Genomic DNA, 15728 nt, shown 5'->3' with positions numbered 1-15728 from the left:
TCTCTTACAGGGTGTTTTTGTACACCTTGCCGTCCTTCATGATCAGGCGCAGGTTCTGTTCCGGGCTGCTCAGGAAGTCCAGATTAACCGTCGGGTCGCCATCGGCCACTAGAAGATCGGCAAATGCGCCAGGGGCGATGCGGCCCAGCGGCTGGGGATAGGGGTTGCGCTCGCCCGACAGGGCCAGCAGTTCGCCGTTGGTGCCCGTGGCCTGCTTCAGCAGCGTCATGGGGTCGTAAAAGCGCGTCAGCTTGGCCAGCTGCTTGCCCTGTGTGACAGTGCCCTTGGGGCTGAACAGAATGTCCGTGCCCCAGCCCGTCTTGATGCCGTACTTCTGCGCCATCTCATAGGCGCGCACCGTGCCCTGGGCCACGCGCGACTGGCTCTCGCGGCGCACTGCATCGGTATAGGGGTTGGCGTCCTCGTCCTGCAGAAATGGCTGCAGGCTCCACCACACGCCCTCGTCGCGCATCATGCGCACGCTTTCCTCGTCGGCCAACTGGCCGTGTTCGATGCTCTTCACGCCCGCCTTGATGGCCCGCTTGATGCCTTTGGGCGTGTAAACATGCGACATCACATAGGTGTTCCAGTCTGCGGCGGCTTCCACGCCGGCGCGCAGCTCCTTCTCGGTGAACTGGGTGCTGTCCAGCGGGTCATACAGCGATGCCACGCCGCCGCCTGCCAGCATCTTGATTTGCGATGCTCCCAGCATCAACTGCTCGCGCACGCGGCGCAGAACCTCGGCCTCGCCGTCCGCAATCATGGCCACGCCGGTTTGCTCCACCATGCTCAGCGGCTCGTTCGCCGCACGCGGAATATCGCTGCGAAGGCGGAAATCGCCATGACCCGAGGTCTGAGAAATCATCGCCCCGCTGGGATAGATGCGCGGGCCCGGGACCATGCCCTCGTCGATCGCGCGCTTGAGCGCAAAGGCGGGGCCGCCCGCGTCGCGCACCGAGGTAAAGCCGCGCATCAGCGTGCGCTGCGCCTCCTGCGCGGCGGAGATATACAGATAGCCCAGATCTGCCGTCATGGCCGTCATCTGCGGAATGGCTGCCAGCATGGTGTGCCAGTGCGTATCGATCATGCCCGGCATCACCAGCTTGCCCTGGCAGTCGATCACCTGGGCACCTTCCATCTTCTCGCCGGCGGAGGGCAGGGCGGCAATCAGCTTGCCCTGGATCAGCACCTGCACGCCTTGACGCACCGACTTGCCCGTACCGTCAAACAGGCGCAGATTGGTCAGCAACACGGGGCGGTCGGCCAGCCTGGCCGCCCCGCCCACGCCTGTCTCGGCAGCATGCAGGGCCACAAATGGCGCCATCATGGCCGCCACCCCGCCCACAAACATGCGGCGCGACATATCGCTCATCACCCGCTCATGCAGCAACTGGCACACCACGCTGCCGCAGGTGCAGGCTCTCGGACGAATCGGGCCGGTCCGCCACGCCAGGCCGGCATCGGTTGCGATTGCGTGACTCATCTGCGTTTTCCCTTTTTCAAAATGAACCAGAGACGCCGCTGCCGGCGTGACAAATGGAACCAAAGGTTCACAATTTGATGCACCGATGCTACACGACGATCGGCCCATGAAAAAGCGCCCCACCGCACGAGGGCGATGGGGCGTTGCTTGCATTGTGAGAGCGGCCGGGAAGTGGCTGCGCTGCAGTCGATCAGGCCTAAACCGGGCGGTGCACCAGAACTGGAATGCTGCTGTTGACCAGTACGCGCTGGGTCTCACTGCCCAGCAAAATGCCGGCAATGCCCTTGCGGCCGTGTGATGCCATGCAGATCAGATCGCAGTTACCCTCCTGCGCCTGCTTGATGATGGCCTGATTGATGGAGATATTCGTGACCCGCACCGTCTGGCAGGCCACGCCCTCGGTCTTGGCAATGTCCAGGGCAGCTTGCAACACCTGATCTGCTTCCTTCTGGGCGCTCTTGTCGAACTCCGCAGAGTTGTAGGCGATCAGCGCCTCCGCTCCGTAAATCATGGCTGCGTAATCCGGCATCACATACAGCGCCGTCACCTGTGCGCCTTGTTCCTTGGCCAGTTGTATGCCCGCGCGCAGCGCGGCCTCAGAGAGCTTAGAGCCGTCCGTAGGAATCAAAATGTGCTTGAACATATCCAGCCTCCTTGCGCATAGGTGCGCGTCTTGTTGCCAAATCAATTCGATCGATCACTGAGCTCATACTCACACTCCAGGGCTGCTAATGCAACACCTTGAAATGAGTATTCAGACGGTTTCTTGATGGAAATCAAATTCATGAAGGCGCAGGTAGAAGCCGCCTCAAGCCCTTATCCATAAAGCGTTAGAAGCTATCAAAAGCAGACTATCCGAACGTCATGCAGAAGCTATCAAAAGCAGACTATCCGAACGTCATGCGCAGCATGCCCTGCGGCTGTTGCCAGCCTGGCCAGTTGGGCATCGGTCGAACCGATGATCTCGCCGTCGGCAATGCGCCATGGCAGGCTGTCAAAGGAGGCCGGCCTCAGCTCGGTCACAACCGGCGGTACATGGCGCAGGGTGGGGCGGCCGTAATTCAGGTTGGGCAGGTGGCTGCTGTGCTGCCATTTGTCGGCATCGCCCTGTATAGAGGTCTTGAACGCAGCGCGGTGCAGCCTTCGCGACCAGATTGAAGGCCAGCTCCAAGCGCCGAATGCCGGCAGCCTGCGGCGAATGGCCTCCATGCGTTGAAAGGCACATGCATATAAGCCAGTTTGAAGGCAAGCGCCTTCTTGCCCGTAAGGACCATGGTCAGCTGCGTAGGGCCATCGCGGGCGATGCGGTAATCGGGGAGTGTGCGCCCTGCGGATCCAGTGAATTCGGCCAGGGCGTGGAGTCCTTTGAGAGCGCTAATCAGATTTCAACTGCGGCCCTTGCCGTTGGGTTGGGCGTGGGCTCGCCAATCTTGTGCAAGGTGTTGCGGTCGGTATGGGAAAAAGGCTTGCTCTGGCCGGGGATGGTCAACGTGGTTTCCTGCTCGTACGACCAGGTGCCGTCCGAGTGCTTGGTGACGGTGATGGTATAGGCGTCGGTTCTGAAGGCATGCTCCAGAAACGGGTTGCTGGAGATACCGTTGACGGTGGAGCCGCGCTCGGCCCTGAGAGTGAAGCTGGTGGCGTCGGCCGTGGTCTTGCCCGTGGCCATGGCGGTCTGTCCGCGCGGGATGGTCAGGGTCTGGATGATGTTGCCGGTGGCAGGCTCCCACAGCCAGTAACCGACCTGGTCGTGAAAGGTTTCCACGTCATCGGGCTTGACGATGCGTGTGTGGTAGCGCAGGCCATAGAAGAGCTGTGGGCCGTTGGTTTGCGCATCGATAGGCTGGCACTCCATGTGCTCGATAAAGGCCTGCTTTTCGGGGCCGTCAGCCTTGGGGTTGATATCCAGGCCGCGCTTGCCGGTCCAGATGCCAGCCATGCCGGTGAGGGGGCCGAGGTTGGCCAGGGTATTCACATCGGGCGTGGGCTCGGTGTAGATGTCCTTGGGAAAGTTTTCCATATTGTGTAACGGGCTTTCACTTTGAATCTGTTGAAGCCAGTTTACAAGCCATGGACTGAGGGGTTCTTGACGGCAGTCAAGCTGTCAGGTGCTTTCTTCGGTGGTGAGCGTAAAGCGTGCGCTTTCGCCACGCTGGGCGGCTTCACGCGTGAGGAAGATCAGCACGCGATAGCTGGCACCACGCTCGATGCGGAAGGTGCAGATGTTGTTGTTGGCCGAGCCTTGGCATAGAGGCTGGGCAGAGCCGTCCTTGAAGACGTTCATCTGGCTGGACGGGTTGTTGGTGTTGAGCGTGACGGTCATGCGCTGGAAGGGCCGCGTTTCGAGTCCGTATTGCACGATACCGTTGCCCGTGATCTGGCCGCTGTAGGAGTTGGTGTAGCCGCCCGGGGTTGTAAAGGCGGCCTGTGCCATGGAGCTGCTGCTGAGATGTAGCGTCATGAGACTGAGCAGGGCAGCAGTTGCAAGCATCGGTTGGAAGCGGGTCATGCAACTCTCCTGAATGTGTTGGACAGGATGGCGCTTCTGGCGCAGCGGCGGGTGTCCATGCCGACAGCCAAGCCAACATCCTCCACCGCCGCCGCGCCCTAGCGGCAGGAGACATTGCGCCAACTGAATTTGCCGTCGTTAAAGAACTCTGTCCATACCGACATGATGGGAGCCTGACGGTAAGAGAACGTAATCTGGTTAGGGATCTTTGGGCCTAGTGCGGCAGGCTGTCCATCCTTGTCGAAGACCTTGACGATATAGAGGGTGACGCCTCCGTCCTCGTCTGTGTGCAGGACTACCCGGTAGTCCTTGGTGAAGAGATCCCAGTCGAATTGCTTGGTCACATACGTGTGCAGACGGACAAAAGCGCGGTTCGCGTTCTTGGCGGCAGGATTAACTTTTCTCATGACGACACTCCCTGTTGCTCAACGACTTGCCGCAGGACCTGCGAGCTGACATTTCATTGCATTTGACTGATGTTGTATCAAGCGGATGTAAGAAAGTATGTAGGCACTTACAGATCGCGCTAATGGATAGAGCAGATCTGATGTGTGAGCTTCTTTGAAGCGCTGGGGAGGTGCTTTGCCGGTGCCGCTGTCATCTTTTTTTGATGAAGTGGCCGTGCTAAGTAACTGAGTGAAAAGATAGATTTTTTTAATGAAATCTATTCTGAGCCGGCATGGGTTTGAGCGTAGAAGTTGCTTGATGATGACAATTTTTAGAGGTGCGCATTGAATTTCAGGAAGACGATGCTCTAGGCCTGAATCATCGAAAGCAGGGCTGAATCGCCTTGCCTGAATTCCAACAGGCCAGTCATCGGTAAGTACTCCCGAAATACTTGGCAATGCGGCGGCTGAGCAGCTGACAAGCATCCAAAAGCCAGCTTATCCAATCCTTGAGATATGTCGCCGTGCAGGCTCAGGGTTCACCGTGGCTCTGGCCAGTCGCGCTTTGCCAGTTGTCTCTCAGGCCAGTCATCAAGCAGTGTTAAACCCTGAACCTATTGGTGATGTAGATTTTGTTTCTGCTGCACTTTTCGGTAAATTGGGCGTAGGAAAATTCTGATTTTTGATGCGCAAGTGGCGATCTAGCCCTGTGCCCTACTGAATTCAAAAAAAGCCCATGTCCCACCACCTGCAATACACTTTTGCCTCCCGTCTAGATGCCTGGATCAGGCACATGAAGCTGGCCAAGCCTTGCCATACGCAGCAGATGGCTTATGAGTTGGTGATCGACAGTTGGGTGCAAACCAATGCAGAGCTTGGTGCTTCGCAGGAATTTTTGAAGGCCTTGCGCCGGCGTCGGCTGTGCGAGGAGCATGGCTGGCGGGGGGTGAATACGAGCGTTGCGCACTGGGATCTGGATGATGCACGCTCTGTGCGGATCTATCTGCACGAAGACGGCTCCATCGTGGTGCAGCAAATGGACTCGCAGAATCTCCAGATTCTGTTCACCTTGCCTGGGCATCGTGAGCGATTGGGAGAAGTATCGGAGCGATGTGCCTAGCAGCCAAAAAAATGCCCGCGCAAGGCGGGCAAGTTTCGGGGTCCTCTCGATCCGGTTCTGCAGCTCACACAGTCAATGCATTTGAATATTTGGCAGAGGCGTTACTTTGGCCTCAATCGCCGTTTATCGCTCTTGCACTGTTGCTGACGCGTTTGAACGGTTGACAGGTTGCCCCATCGGGGGCGGCCAGCAGCTCCTGACTGGCTGGCCTGCATTTTGCAGCCATGACTTGCTAGTCGCTTGCTCATCTTGTATCGAGGCAAGCGTGCGACATGCAGGACTGCGATTCGATATTTCTGGCTCCTTAATGTTTGCCGGTGGAGGCGGGCCGGTGTACAAGCACCGGGACATGGCTGTGCGTCAGAACGCGCTGGGTTTCGCTGCCCAGCAAAATTCCGCCGATACCTTTGCGACCGTGTGAGGCCATGCAAATTAGGTCGCACTGCAATTCCTGCGCCTGGTGAACAATGGCTTGGTAAACAGAGGCGTGGGTGACTCGCACAAAGTTGCAGGGTACGCCTTCAGGTCTGGCAATCTGGTCAACGAACTGCAAAGCCGCATCTGCATCGCTGTTGGCACTTCGCTCGAACTCTGCGCTGTTGTAAGTCAGAAGCGCGTCCGCGCCGTAGATGATGGCGCGGTAATCGGGCATGACATAAAGGCCGGTCACCTTGGCGCCTTGTTCACGCGCAAGCAGAACGCCAGCACGCACGGCAGCCTCTGACAGTTTGGTGCCATCGGTGGGAATGAGCAGGTGCTTGAACATGTTCAGCCTCCTGATGCCGGAAGATGTGCCTGAGAATCAATTTATTCCAATATTTCGAGCCGCGCAATGCCTAGTTCTTGAATGCAGCAGAGTTGTAGACAGGAGGTAAGACTCTGTAACGGGGCGGTCGCGTCGAGTTGTCTCATTCCTCGGGCGAAGGAGGAACGCGATTGAGGATTTCGCCAGTGGCCTCTATCTCGAACTGCTGTGGATTGAGCCAGTTGACCTCCTGGTGATCGGCAGTTTCAAAGTAAATGGCAGACGGGCGTATGGAGACGCCATGCGGCATGTCGACCTCATCAAAGCTCTGATAGACCAGAATCAGGCGCAGGTTCCCATTGGCGTCTTTGGCCTGTATGTGCTGCAAGAGCTTGCGGTAGGCACTCATAAGACGCCCTCGTTGACATGTGTATATGAATGTTTCCACTGTCGAAGAGGTGCCGCAATACCCTGATCCGGGTATCCGCTCTGACGCATATTCGCGCCTGACAAGGAGTATAGAAGGCTGCGAGGCTTGTGCGAAATGCGTTTCGGCGGACAGGCCCCTGCAGAGCATCAGTAAAAAATTTACATGGCGATCCAGATCGTTCGGCGCCAAGGCAGAGGGTCTGCTTTGGCGATATCGAGTTTTTCGCCTATGCACTGCTGGCAGAGTCGTCTGGCGTCATATCTGCCAGCCAATGGGCCAAGAGCGCTGAAATGGCTTCCTGTTGGATGCATATGGAAGCTTTGTTGCTCCGCCTGCAGGCCTATCGCGGGTCGGGCTCGGGGCCGCATAAGTGCAGGCCGTCAAACCTCACTGTGCTTTCAGACTTGTGGGGCTGTTTGCTCATGGAGTGCCATACGCTCCAGCGCGGCGCAGACATCGGCCATGCGGCCCGAGATCAGCAGGCATTCGGGCTGACTGCGCGGCTCACGCTGCACGATCTTGAGCAGTCGCGGAGCGCCGACCTGCGCAGGTTCGGCGGTCATCGGCACATGTAGCTGGGTGGCTGCAACGGACTGAATGCGAAGCGCATGGCCGGCGAGACGGCCGCAGCTGCGGTTGGCGCGCATGAAAGGAATGCCGATCCGCGTTGCCTTCGGCCCACGGGCATTGAGGGAAGCAGGCTGCGTGGCGGCTGCGCCGTCCTCGCCGCAACGCAAGTCCGAGGGGAAAGATTGCATGGGCGACAGGCTTTTCAGGGTCCGGCGTGTCAAAGACTGCAGTGATGTGGCGAATCCCATTTAGCAACTCCTTTGATGACCTTGCGGCATGGATAAAGGCAGGATTGCGTTCTTCAGGCAAAGCTCCGCCCAGGGCGAAGCTCAACGGCTTCGCGCCTACCACCTGGGCTTGAGAGGGAAAGAGGCTCGGTGCCTCCGCTGCATGGACGGAGGGACGCCGTCTGCCCGTTACATGAACATGCTGTTGCGGATAAGGCCTACGGCCAGGCCTTCGATGGCGAATGGCTCTTCAGGATCGACGTGAATGATCTTGTAGTCGGGGTTCTCGGGCAGCAGCTCGATGCCCTGAGGCGTGCGCTTGAAGCGCTTGACGGTCACGTCGTCACCGAGGCGGGCCACCACAATCTGGCCGTTGCGCGCTTCATGCGTAGCCTGTACCGCCAGCAGGTCGCCGTCCATGATGCCCGCGTCACGCATGGACATGCCGCGGACCTTGAGCAGGTAATCAGGCTTGGCTGCAAACAGGCTGGGCTCGACCGAATAGCTCTGATCGATATGTTCCTGGGCCAGAATAGGCGAGCCGGCAGCGACGCGGCCGACCAGGGGAAGCACCAGCGGGGCCAGGGCCGTGAGCGGCAGCGCAAAGCTGGTGCCGCGTGCCGCATTGATGGTGCGCACGGTATCGGCGCGCAGGCGAATGCCGCGCGATGTGCCGCTGACCAGATCTATGACGCCCTTGCGGGCCAGTGCCTGCAAATGCTCTTCTGCAGCATTGGCCGACTTGAAGCCAAAGGTGCTGGCAATCTCGGCCCGGGTAGGGGGCGCACCCGTGCGAGCGATGCTGGACTGGATGAGGTCCAGAATCTGCTGCTGGCGGGGAGTGAGCTTGGGGTGGTCCATGGGCATTCCTTGATCGATCGATGATGAATACTGTGTGTTCATCCAGTACCTGTATTTTTAATCAGTTTGAAGAGGACTGCAAGTGGAACGTGACAAAAATATCGTCATCCTGGGCACGGGCGGCACGATTGCCGGTGTCGCCGAGCAGGCTGGCACCAGTGTGGGCTACCGTGCGGCCCAGTTGGGCGTGGCCCAACTGCTGCAGGCCGTGCCGGACCTGGAACGCGTTGCTGCTGCGTCGCTGCAGGCGGAGCAACTGGCGCAGCTGGACAGCAAGGATATGGATCACGCGACCTGGCATGCACTCGCGCTGCGATGTGCCGAGCTGCTCGCGCGTGATGATCTGAGCGGCATCGTGATCACCCACGGCACGGACACGCTGGAGGAAACCGCCTGGTTTCTGCAATGCGTTCTGCGTCCGTCAAAGCCCGTGGTGCTGACCTGTGCGATGCGCCCGGCCACAGCCATCTCCGCTGACGGCCCCGGCAATCTGCGTGATGCCGTGGCCTGTGCGGCCGATGCACAGGCCGCTGGCCGGGGCGTGCTGGCGGTGGTGGCGGGCAGGGTGTTCAGTGCGCGCCAGGTGCGCAAGGTGCATCCTTACCGTGTGGATGCCTTTGATGGCAGTGGCACCGGCCCGCAGGGCTGGGTGGAAGTGGGACGGGTGCGCTGGGCAACGGGCGCGCTGCCTAGGGCTGCTGCGGCTGGCTTGCCTGCAATCGCTTTACCGCCCGCAGGTCAATGGCCCCAGGTGGAGTTGCTGCACAGCCATGCGGGCTGCAACAGTGCCGTGGCGCTGGCGGTGATGCAGGCCTGGTATGCGGCAGGCGTGCGTGCCGTGGTGGTGGTGGGCACGGGCAATGGCACGGTCCATCAGGCATTGGCTCCAGCTCTGGACTGGGCGCAGGCGCAAGGCATGGCTTTGCGCATCACGACCCGGTGCGAGGAGGGGCAGGTGGTGCAGGCTGAGGGAGCGCGGGATGGCCGTGTGAGCAGCCTGCCGATGGCCAAGGCCAGAATCAGCCTGATGCTGGAGCTGATGGGCTGGCCTCGCGCATTGGGTTGATGCTCTTATTCTGAGAGCTTCTATCCTTCGTACTACCAAGAATCTATGATGTTTTTTATCTAAAAACTAATGATTATGAGCGCAAATAGCTATGAATATTGATGGCGCCAACTCCACCTCGGTGCAGTTTGCCCGCATCGGATGGATTCCGGCCTAACGGAAGGAAGCTTGAGGTTTGAGAACAAAAAAGGCCGGTGAAGACACCGGCCTTTTTGCCCAGAGATGCCCGACCGACAAAGGTCGGCAAGGCTCCATGAGCGAGTGATCAGGGCGATCAGGAAGCCAGAGCGGCCAGAGCGCGCTCGGTGATTTCTTCCACGCTACCTGTGCCGCTGATGGCACGGTACTTGGGGGCCGCTGCTGCGTCGGCCTTGGCCCAGTTGCTGTAGTAGTCCACCAGAGGACGGGTCTGGTTGCTGTAGACGTCCAGGCGCTTCTTGACGGTTTCTTCCTTGTCGTCTTCGCGCTGCACCAGATCTTCACCGGTCACATCGTCCTTGCCTTCCACCTTGGGAGGGTTGAACTTGACGTGGTAGGTGCGGCCCGAGGCGGGGTGGCTGCGGCGGCCGCTCATGCGTTCGATGATGGCATCGAAAGGCACATCGATTTCCAGCACATAGTCCAGCTTCACGCCGGCGGCCTTCATGGCGTCGGCCTGGGGGATGGTGCGGGGGAAGCCGTCAAACAGGAAACCCTTGGCGCAGTCGGGCTGGGCAATGCGTTCCTTGACCAGGTTGATGATCAGATCGTCGCTGACCAGCTGGCCGGCGTCCATCACGGCCTTGGCTTGCAGACCCAGAGGGGTGCCAGCCTTGACGGCGGCGCGCAGCATGTCGCCCGTTGAGATTTGAGGGATACCGTACTTTTGGCAAATAAAGGCCGCCTGAGTGCCTTTGCCGGCGCCGGGTGCACCCAACAAAATCAGTTTCATGGAAATCCTTGAGGAGAGTAGAAATTCTTGCTGGCCCGGGCAGACGGGTGGTCGTCCGTAGTCCCCGGGCCGTATTTTTTCGCGGGCAAGGATAGCACGCACAAGACCAACACAGGCTTACACAATTCAGTCAAGGCTGTCACAAGTGCGGCCAATTGAAGGCATGTATCCGCTGCAAACGCGATTGCTGTAGTTGTAATCCAGGTGCCGAAGCCGTTACATATGCTATTCGGACTATGCGGAAAGTATAGCGATCAGCGCTTTCCTGGACTGGCCCAGGGCCCTTTGGGACTGCGCGCGCGGACTGGGCAGCTGCCGGCTTGATGCGTGAGCGGCCCCGGATGAAGACAGCCTGCTGACCGGTGTCGCCAAAGTGCGCAGGTCTTTTTTCAACCAGCAAAAACAGCGCGCACACGCTCCAGGTCTTCGGGCGTGTCGACGCCGGCACCCGGTGCATCGGGCGTGATATGCACGGCAATGCGGTGGCCGTGCCAGAGGGCGCGCAGCTGCTCCAGCTGCTCCATGGCTTCGGTGGGGGCGGGTGCCAGTTGTGGGAACTCGCGCAGAAAACCGGCCTTGTAGCTGTAGATGCCAATATGGCGCAGCGGTGTGAAACCTGTGTGACCGGCCTTGGGGGCCGCCGTCTGCCACCAGGCTTCATCGCCGTGGTCGCGTGAACAGGGGATGGGTGCGCGGCTGAAATAGCTGGCCAGACCCTTGGCGTCACAGACAACCTTCACCACGTTCGGGTTGCGGTAATCCGTCAGGCTATCAATAGGATGAGCCGCTGTGCCCATGCTGGCTTCGGGACGGGCCAGCAGCAGTTGCGCCACAGCCTCGATCAGCTTGGGGTCGATCAGCGGCTCGTCGCCCTGCACATTGACGACCACATCGTCACCGGACAGGCCCAGTTGCGCACAGGCTTCGGCCAGACGGTCGCTGCCGCTTGGATGATCCTTGCGGGTCAGGATGGCCTGGACGCCATGCTGGGCGCAGGCCGCCACAATGCTCTCGTCGTCGGCCGCCACCACGCAGCGGGCTGCGCCGGCGAGAGCCGCGCGCTGGGCCACGCGCACCACCATGGGCAGGCCGGCAATATCAGCCAGGGGCTTGCCGGGCAGACGGGTCGAGGACAGGCGGGCCGGGATCAGTACCGTATAGCTCATGGCTTATTGCTTTTCTTCTTCCAGCTCGTCGTCGGACAGGGTGCGGGCTTCGTTTTCCAGCAGCACCGGGATGCCGTCGCGCACGGGATAGGCCAGACGCGCGCTGTGGCTGATCAGCTCCTGATGCTCGCGGTCAAAGCGCAGCGGGCCCTTGGTGACGGGGCAGACCAGCAGTTCGAGAAGTTTGGCGTCCATGGAGTATTCCTGCAAAACGGGATGAGGGCGCCAGCAGTGAACTGGCGCTGCAAAAAGAGGTGATCAAACGTCGTTGATCCATAGGCTCAATGATAGTCAGGCTGGCTTGCCATCGCGGCGAATATTGGCGTTGGCCTTGGCCAGCTGCGCATCCAGCAGCTCCCAGAAGGCCTGCGGCAGCTGCAGCTTAAGGGGCACGGCCCAGGCTTCAGGATGGGTGCGCCAGAGCTTGACGGCATCTTTTTCGGTGCAAATCAAGGGTTTGTCATTTTCCAGCGTGCGCGAGAAGCTCTCGAAATCATAGTGATCGGGCAGGGCCTGGGTTGCCGCCGGAGTGATGCCCTGGGCAGCCAGCATGGCAAAAAAGGACTCGGGGCGTGCCACGGCGGCCACGGCCTCCGGGCTCTGAGCGGCCAGACTGCGCAGCGGGATGCTCTGACCATGGCCGTTGTGGGCGGTGTCGGCCAGGCTGCGCTGCAGTGCGAACGCCGGTGAAGAGCCCAGTGGCCGGGGCGGCCGGCCGGCATGTAGTGTGGCCGTCACCGGGCGAGGCCAGGGCTCGCGCAACGGGCCTGCGGGCAGCAGAAAGCCGTTTCCGACTCCTTCATCATTGAAGACGCACAGCTCCACATCGCGTGCCAGAGCCAGATGTTGCAGGCCGTCGTCGCTCACGATCACGTCGACCTGCGGGTAGCGCTGGCGCAGCGCTTGCGCCGCCTCCAGGCGCCTGGAGGCGACAAAGACCGGCACGCCGGTGCTGCGCGCAAGCAGGGCGGGCTCGTCGCCGACCTCGCTGGCGGGGCTGTCCGGCAGAGCCTCACGGCAATCCTGCCCGCTCTCTATGCTGCGGCCATAGCCGCGCGAGATGATGGCCGGCTGCCAGCCCCTGGCCTTGAGGTGGGCCACCACGGCCTGAGTCACGGGGGTCTTGCCCGCGCCGCCCGCAATCACATTGCCGACGACGATGACTGGCAGACCCGTGCTTTGCTGGCGGCCGAGCATGCGCCTGGCGTTCCAGGCCTGCAGCACTCCATAGAGCAGCGATAGCGGCCACAGCAGCCAGGCACCCGCTCCACGCTGGCGCCAGAGGGCGCGCAAGCCATGTTGCGAGGAGGATGCTTGGACGGTGTTTTGAGGCATAGGGGTTGGGATCATACGGGCGCGGCCGGAGTTCCCGCCGCCAGCGGGCCTGCGTGATGCGCAAATACCTGGGTCCTTATCCCGGGAGCCTGAGGTCAGAAGCTGCCAAACAGGCTGCCCAGCGCCACGATGACGGCAAGGGCAGCGACGGCCGGGACGATGGCCACCATGGCAATGTCCAGATAGGACTGGCGATGCGTGAGCCGGCAGATGCCCAGCAGGGTGATGACGGCGCCGTTGTGCGGCAAGGTGTCCAGCCCCCCCGTGGCGACGGCCGTGACGCGGTGCAGCAACTGGGGCGACAGGCCTGCAGCCTCGCCCATCTGCAGCCAGGTGCTGCCCAGGGTCTGCAGGGCAATACTCATGCCTCCCGAGGCCGAGCCGGTGATGCCGGCCAGAACATTGATGGCGATCGACATCGAGATCAGCGGGTTGTCCGGGTAGATATTCAGCACCGCATCGCGTATCAGCGTGAAGCCTGCCAGCGAGGCTATGACCGCTCCATAACCGACCTGGGAGGCTGTGTTCAGCAGCGGCAGGGCCGAGGCGCTGGCACCTTCGTCGAGCAGTTGCTTGAGCTGTGGCAGGCGGCCCCACCACAGGGCAACCAGCAGGCAGATTGCCGCGGTCAGGGCCGCAATCACGGCCCAGATGCCGCGCAGCGCCTCGATGCTGGTGGCGCCGAAACGGGCTTCGGCCAGATAGCGCGTGTCCAGACCTGCAAGCACATGCACCGATAAAAGGTAGTTCAGAGCGATCACCACGGCAACAGGTAGCAAGGCCTTGCCCAGCTCCAGATGGCTGGGGGCGGCCTCTGCTTCTGGAGCAGGTTCGTCCGCCGGCTGCTGGGCTTCATCCTCGGCGGTAAAGCCTTCGCCTCTGGAGCGCGCCTGCGCGCTGCGCCAGTGCAGCCACCACAGGCCGAGCATCAGCATCACGGCTGCGGCGATCAGGCCCAGTCCCGGCGCGGCAAACGGCGTGGTGCCGAAATAGGGCATGGGAATCGCGTTCTGGATGGCCGGCGTGCCGGGCAGCGCTGTCATGGTGAAGGTAAAGGCTCCCAGCGCAATCGTGGCCGGCATGAGGCGGCGCGGGATGTCGGCACGCCGGAAAAGCGCCTGGGCGATGGGGTACACCGCAAAGGCCACGACAAACAGGGAAACACCGCCGTAGGTGAGAACGGCGCAGGCCAGCACCACGGCGAGTATGGCGCGCCGCTCGCCCAGTGCTGCCGCAATGCCCTGGGCAATGATGTGAGCTGCCCCCGAGGCTTCCATCAGCTTGCCGAAGACTGCGCCCAGCAAGAACAGCGGAAAGTAGGCGATGACAAAGCCGCCAAGGCTGAGCATGAAGATCTGGGTGTAGCTGGCCAGCATCAGCTCCGGTGCACCGAAGGCCACGGCCAGCAGGGCTGTCAGTGGTGCCAGCAGCAGCACACTGACGCCGCGATAGGCCAAAGTGATGAGCAGACCGAGTGAAAGAACGATGCCCAAAATGCTGATCACATGCACCTCTCTAAGCAAACCGTACAGTCACGGCGTTCAAGTCAAAAGCAGCGCAGCCTGTGCCGGGGCTGCGGCGGTACAGCCTCGCTGCAAGTGCTGCGCTGCAGGCCCATTGCGCAGCGTCATCGCGACACAGGTATGACAGCCGCCATCGTCTTTGATTCGCCGGCTTGCGCCGCTCAGGTCCCGAAGGGACGGCTGCCCAGCGTTTCCACCACATGGTCCACAAAGCAGGTGATGCGCGCCGCCAGTGCGGTGTTTCGATAGTAGACCGCATTGACGGGCTGGCAGATGTCCAGTGTCTGCTTGCCAAACAACTGCACCAGATTTCCTTGCTCGCGGTCTGCGCGGGTCATGAAGTCCGACAGGCAGACTATGCCCAGGCCGGCCAGCGCCATTTGCCGGAGTGTCTCGCCACTGGAGGAGGCAATGTCCGGGCGAATGCGCACGGCGTTGCCGTCGGCGTCGCGCAGCGGCCAGTCGTTGAGCGACTCGGGCTGGGTAAAGCCCAGCAGGCTGTGCTGGGCGAGCTGTGTCGGACTGGCGGGCATGCCGCGGCGCTTGAGATAGGCCGGGCTGGCCAGCACGCGAATGCGACTGATGCCCACAGGGCGGGCGTGCAGCGTGGAGTCCTGGAGCACGCCGATGCGAAATGCCACGTCGGTGCGCCTTTCGAGCAGGTCGATGATGCCTTCGTTGGAGTTCAGCTCCAGCTCCACCTCGGGGTAGCGCGTACGAAATCCCTCAATCAGCGGCACCAGCACATGCAGCATGAAAGGGGTGGCTGCATCGACACGCAATCTTCCCGCCGGCCGCATGCGCCGCGCCGCCATCAGCTCCTCCGCTTCGTCCACCGATGCAAGAATGGCACGGGCATGCTGCAAGAAGGTGGCGCCTTCCTCGGTGAGTTCCAGACGTCTGGTGGTGCGGCGCAGCAGCGTGGTCTGCAGCTTTTCTTCCAGACGCCCCAGCGTGCGGCTGGTAGCCGAAATTGTCAGGCCCAGCAGCTCCGAAGCTGCGGTGATGGACCCCGTGTCCACGACGGCCACAAAGGCCTGCAATTCATCGAGCGTGGTCTTCATTGTTGAATTCAGTTCAAGAAAATTGAGGAGATGCCAGGCTTGATCTGCAAATATCAACCGAGTGCACCGCCCTGGGAGCTCGTCTGTGGCTCTGTTCGCCCTGGTCACCGGTGCATTGCCGAATTCACTTCGGTGGAATGACTGTTGGTGATTGCCGATGGCACCCAAGCCAGCATTCCCGCGGCGGGCATGGCAGCCATGTCTGGTGGGGCACGTGTTGCTATCAAAGATGATGAAGACTGGTCACTGCTGGCGCAAGATTCGAGTTTTTATATTTGATTTTATTTCAAAAGATTTTGTGAAATACAGGGC

General features: G+C 60.8%; 20 protein-coding genes. 3 read left to right on the top strand and 17 right to left on the bottom strand.

All coding sequences use genetic code 11. The annotated features are described in order from the left end of the window. Nucleotides 1–4: 4 nt before the first annotated feature. The 7 genes from AAIL66_RS15255 to AAIL66_RS15225 all read right to left on the bottom strand — a co-directional run bounded on the left by AAIL66_RS15255 (nucleotide 5) and on the right by AAIL66_RS15225 (nucleotide 4864). The gene (locus AAIL66_RS15255; protein ID WP_343497124.1) at nucleotides 5–1483 is read right to left on the bottom strand and encodes an amidohydrolase family protein; all 1479 of its coding nucleotides are present in this window, start codon (nucleotides 1481–1483) and stop codon (nucleotides 5–7) included. A gap of 196 nt (nucleotides 1484–1679) precedes the next feature. Continuing rightward, entirely contained in the window at nucleotides 1680–2126 is a 447-nt protein-coding gene (locus tag AAIL66_RS15250; protein ID WP_003062865.1) for a universal stress protein, read from the bottom strand. A gap of 233 nt (nucleotides 2127–2359) precedes the next feature. Beyond that, entirely contained in the window at nucleotides 2360–2692 is a 333-nt protein-coding gene (locus AAIL66_RS15245) for a hypothetical protein (protein ID WP_034358296.1), read from the bottom strand. Between the two features lie 169 nt (nucleotides 2693–2861). Further along, nucleotides 2862–3503 carry a heme-binding beta-barrel domain-containing protein gene (locus AAIL66_RS15240; RefSeq protein ID WP_034409793.1) on the bottom strand — a complete coding sequence of 214 codons (642 nt, stop codon included), beginning with the start codon at nucleotides 3501–3503 and terminating at the stop codon, nucleotides 2862–2864. A gap of 84 nt (nucleotides 3504–3587) precedes the next feature. Continuing rightward, nucleotides 3588–3992 carry a hypothetical protein gene (locus AAIL66_RS15235; protein WP_003062872.1) on the bottom strand — a complete coding sequence of 135 codons (405 nt, stop codon included), beginning with the start codon at nucleotides 3990–3992 and terminating at the stop codon, nucleotides 3588–3590. Between the two features lie 98 nt (nucleotides 3993–4090). After that, complete coding sequence (locus tag AAIL66_RS15230; RefSeq protein ID WP_003053988.1) at nucleotides 4091–4399, bottom strand: hypothetical protein; 309 nt, start codon at nucleotides 4397–4399, stop codon at nucleotides 4091–4093. A gap of 18 nt (nucleotides 4400–4417) precedes the next feature. Then, entirely contained in the window at nucleotides 4418–4864 is a 447-nt protein-coding gene (locus AAIL66_RS15225) for a hypothetical protein (RefSeq protein ID WP_343497123.1), read from the bottom strand. 307 nt (nucleotides 4865–5171) lie between these two features. Here AAIL66_RS15225 and AAIL66_RS15220 point away from each other — a divergent pair, with 307 nt between their 5' ends. Continuing rightward, nucleotides 5172–5498, top strand: a complete 327-nt coding sequence (locus tag AAIL66_RS15220) for a hypothetical protein (protein WP_238585665.1) — start codon at nucleotides 5172–5174, stop codon at nucleotides 5496–5498. Nucleotides 5499–5802: 304 nt separating this feature from the next. On the opposite strand, the gene AAIL66_RS15215 is transcribed toward AAIL66_RS15220, so the two are convergent. The 4 genes from AAIL66_RS15215 to lexA form a co-directional block, all read right to left on the bottom strand. After that, a complete protein-coding gene (locus AAIL66_RS15215; RefSeq protein ID WP_034377594.1) occupies nucleotides 5803–6264 on the bottom strand; it encodes a universal stress protein in 462 nt (153 codons plus the stop codon). A gap of 142 nt (nucleotides 6265–6406) precedes the next feature. Then, nucleotides 6407–6652 carry a hypothetical protein gene (locus AAIL66_RS15210; protein WP_034358289.1) on the bottom strand — a complete coding sequence of 82 codons (246 nt, stop codon included), beginning with the start codon at nucleotides 6650–6652 and terminating at the stop codon, nucleotides 6407–6409. A 419-nt stretch (nucleotides 6653–7071) separates the two neighbouring features. After that, nucleotides 7072–7491 (bottom strand): hypothetical protein, encoded by a 420-nt coding sequence (locus AAIL66_RS15205; RefSeq protein ID WP_343497122.1) that lies wholly within the window; start codon nucleotides 7489–7491, stop codon nucleotides 7072–7074. Between the two features lie 168 nt (nucleotides 7492–7659). After that, complete coding sequence (lexA, locus tag AAIL66_RS15200) at nucleotides 7660–8331, bottom strand: transcriptional repressor LexA (RefSeq protein ID WP_034358608.1); 672 nt, start codon at nucleotides 8329–8331, stop codon at nucleotides 7660–7662. Between the two features lie 82 nt (nucleotides 8332–8413). On the opposite strand from lexA, the gene AAIL66_RS15195 reads away from it, so the two are divergent. Next, nucleotides 8414–9397 carry an asparaginase gene (locus AAIL66_RS15195; protein WP_343497121.1) on the top strand — a complete coding sequence of 328 codons (984 nt, stop codon included), beginning with the start codon at nucleotides 8414–8416 and terminating at the stop codon, nucleotides 9395–9397. Nucleotides 9398–9671: 274 nt separating this feature from the next. On the opposite strand, the gene adk is transcribed toward AAIL66_RS15195, so the two are convergent. From adk to AAIL66_RS15165, 6 genes are all read right to left on the bottom strand, one after another. Then, nucleotides 9672–10328 carry an adenylate kinase gene (gene adk, locus AAIL66_RS15190; RefSeq protein ID WP_003054002.1) on the bottom strand — a complete coding sequence of 219 codons (657 nt, stop codon included), beginning with the start codon at nucleotides 10326–10328 and terminating at the stop codon, nucleotides 9672–9674. A 389-nt stretch (nucleotides 10329–10717) separates the two neighbouring features. Beyond that, nucleotides 10718–11494: a 3-deoxy-manno-octulosonate cytidylyltransferase gene (gene kdsB, locus AAIL66_RS15185; protein WP_343497120.1), complete on the bottom strand. Its 777-nt coding sequence runs from the start codon at nucleotides 11492–11494 to the stop codon at nucleotides 10718–10720. A gap of 3 nt (nucleotides 11495–11497) precedes the next feature. Beyond that, nucleotides 11498–11689, bottom strand: coding sequence for a Trm112 family protein (locus AAIL66_RS15180; RefSeq protein ID WP_003054006.1), 192 nt, complete (start codon nucleotides 11687–11689; stop codon nucleotides 11498–11500). A 96-nt stretch (nucleotides 11690–11785) separates the two neighbouring features. After that, entirely contained in the window at nucleotides 11786–12829 is a 1044-nt protein-coding gene (gene lpxK, locus AAIL66_RS15175) for a tetraacyldisaccharide 4'-kinase (RefSeq protein WP_343497119.1), read from the bottom strand. A 95-nt stretch (nucleotides 12830–12924) separates the two neighbouring features. Continuing rightward, nucleotides 12925–14334, bottom strand: a complete 1410-nt coding sequence (locus AAIL66_RS15170; protein WP_034409953.1) for a GntP family permease — start codon at nucleotides 14332–14334, stop codon at nucleotides 12925–12927. A 179-nt stretch (nucleotides 14335–14513) separates the two neighbouring features. Beyond that, the gene (locus AAIL66_RS15165) at nucleotides 14514–15416 is read right to left on the bottom strand and encodes a LysR family transcriptional regulator (RefSeq protein ID WP_343497118.1); all 903 of its coding nucleotides are present in this window, start codon (nucleotides 15414–15416) and stop codon (nucleotides 14514–14516) included. Between the two features lie 144 nt (nucleotides 15417–15560). On the opposite strand from AAIL66_RS15165, the gene AAIL66_RS15160 reads away from it, so the two are divergent. Continuing rightward, complete coding sequence (locus AAIL66_RS15160; RefSeq protein WP_274522619.1) at nucleotides 15561–15695, top strand: hypothetical protein; 135 nt, start codon at nucleotides 15561–15563, stop codon at nucleotides 15693–15695. Nucleotides 15696–15728: the final 33 nt, after the last annotated feature.

The organism is Comamonas sp. F1-6 (genome assembly GCF_039581415.1).
In the GTDB taxonomy this organism is placed as follows: domain Bacteria; phylum Pseudomonadota; class Gammaproteobacteria; order Burkholderiales; family Burkholderiaceae_C; genus Comamonas; species Comamonas thiooxydans.
Note: the sequence above shows the minus strand (reverse complement) of the source record. Positions and strands in the feature narration are given on the sequence as shown.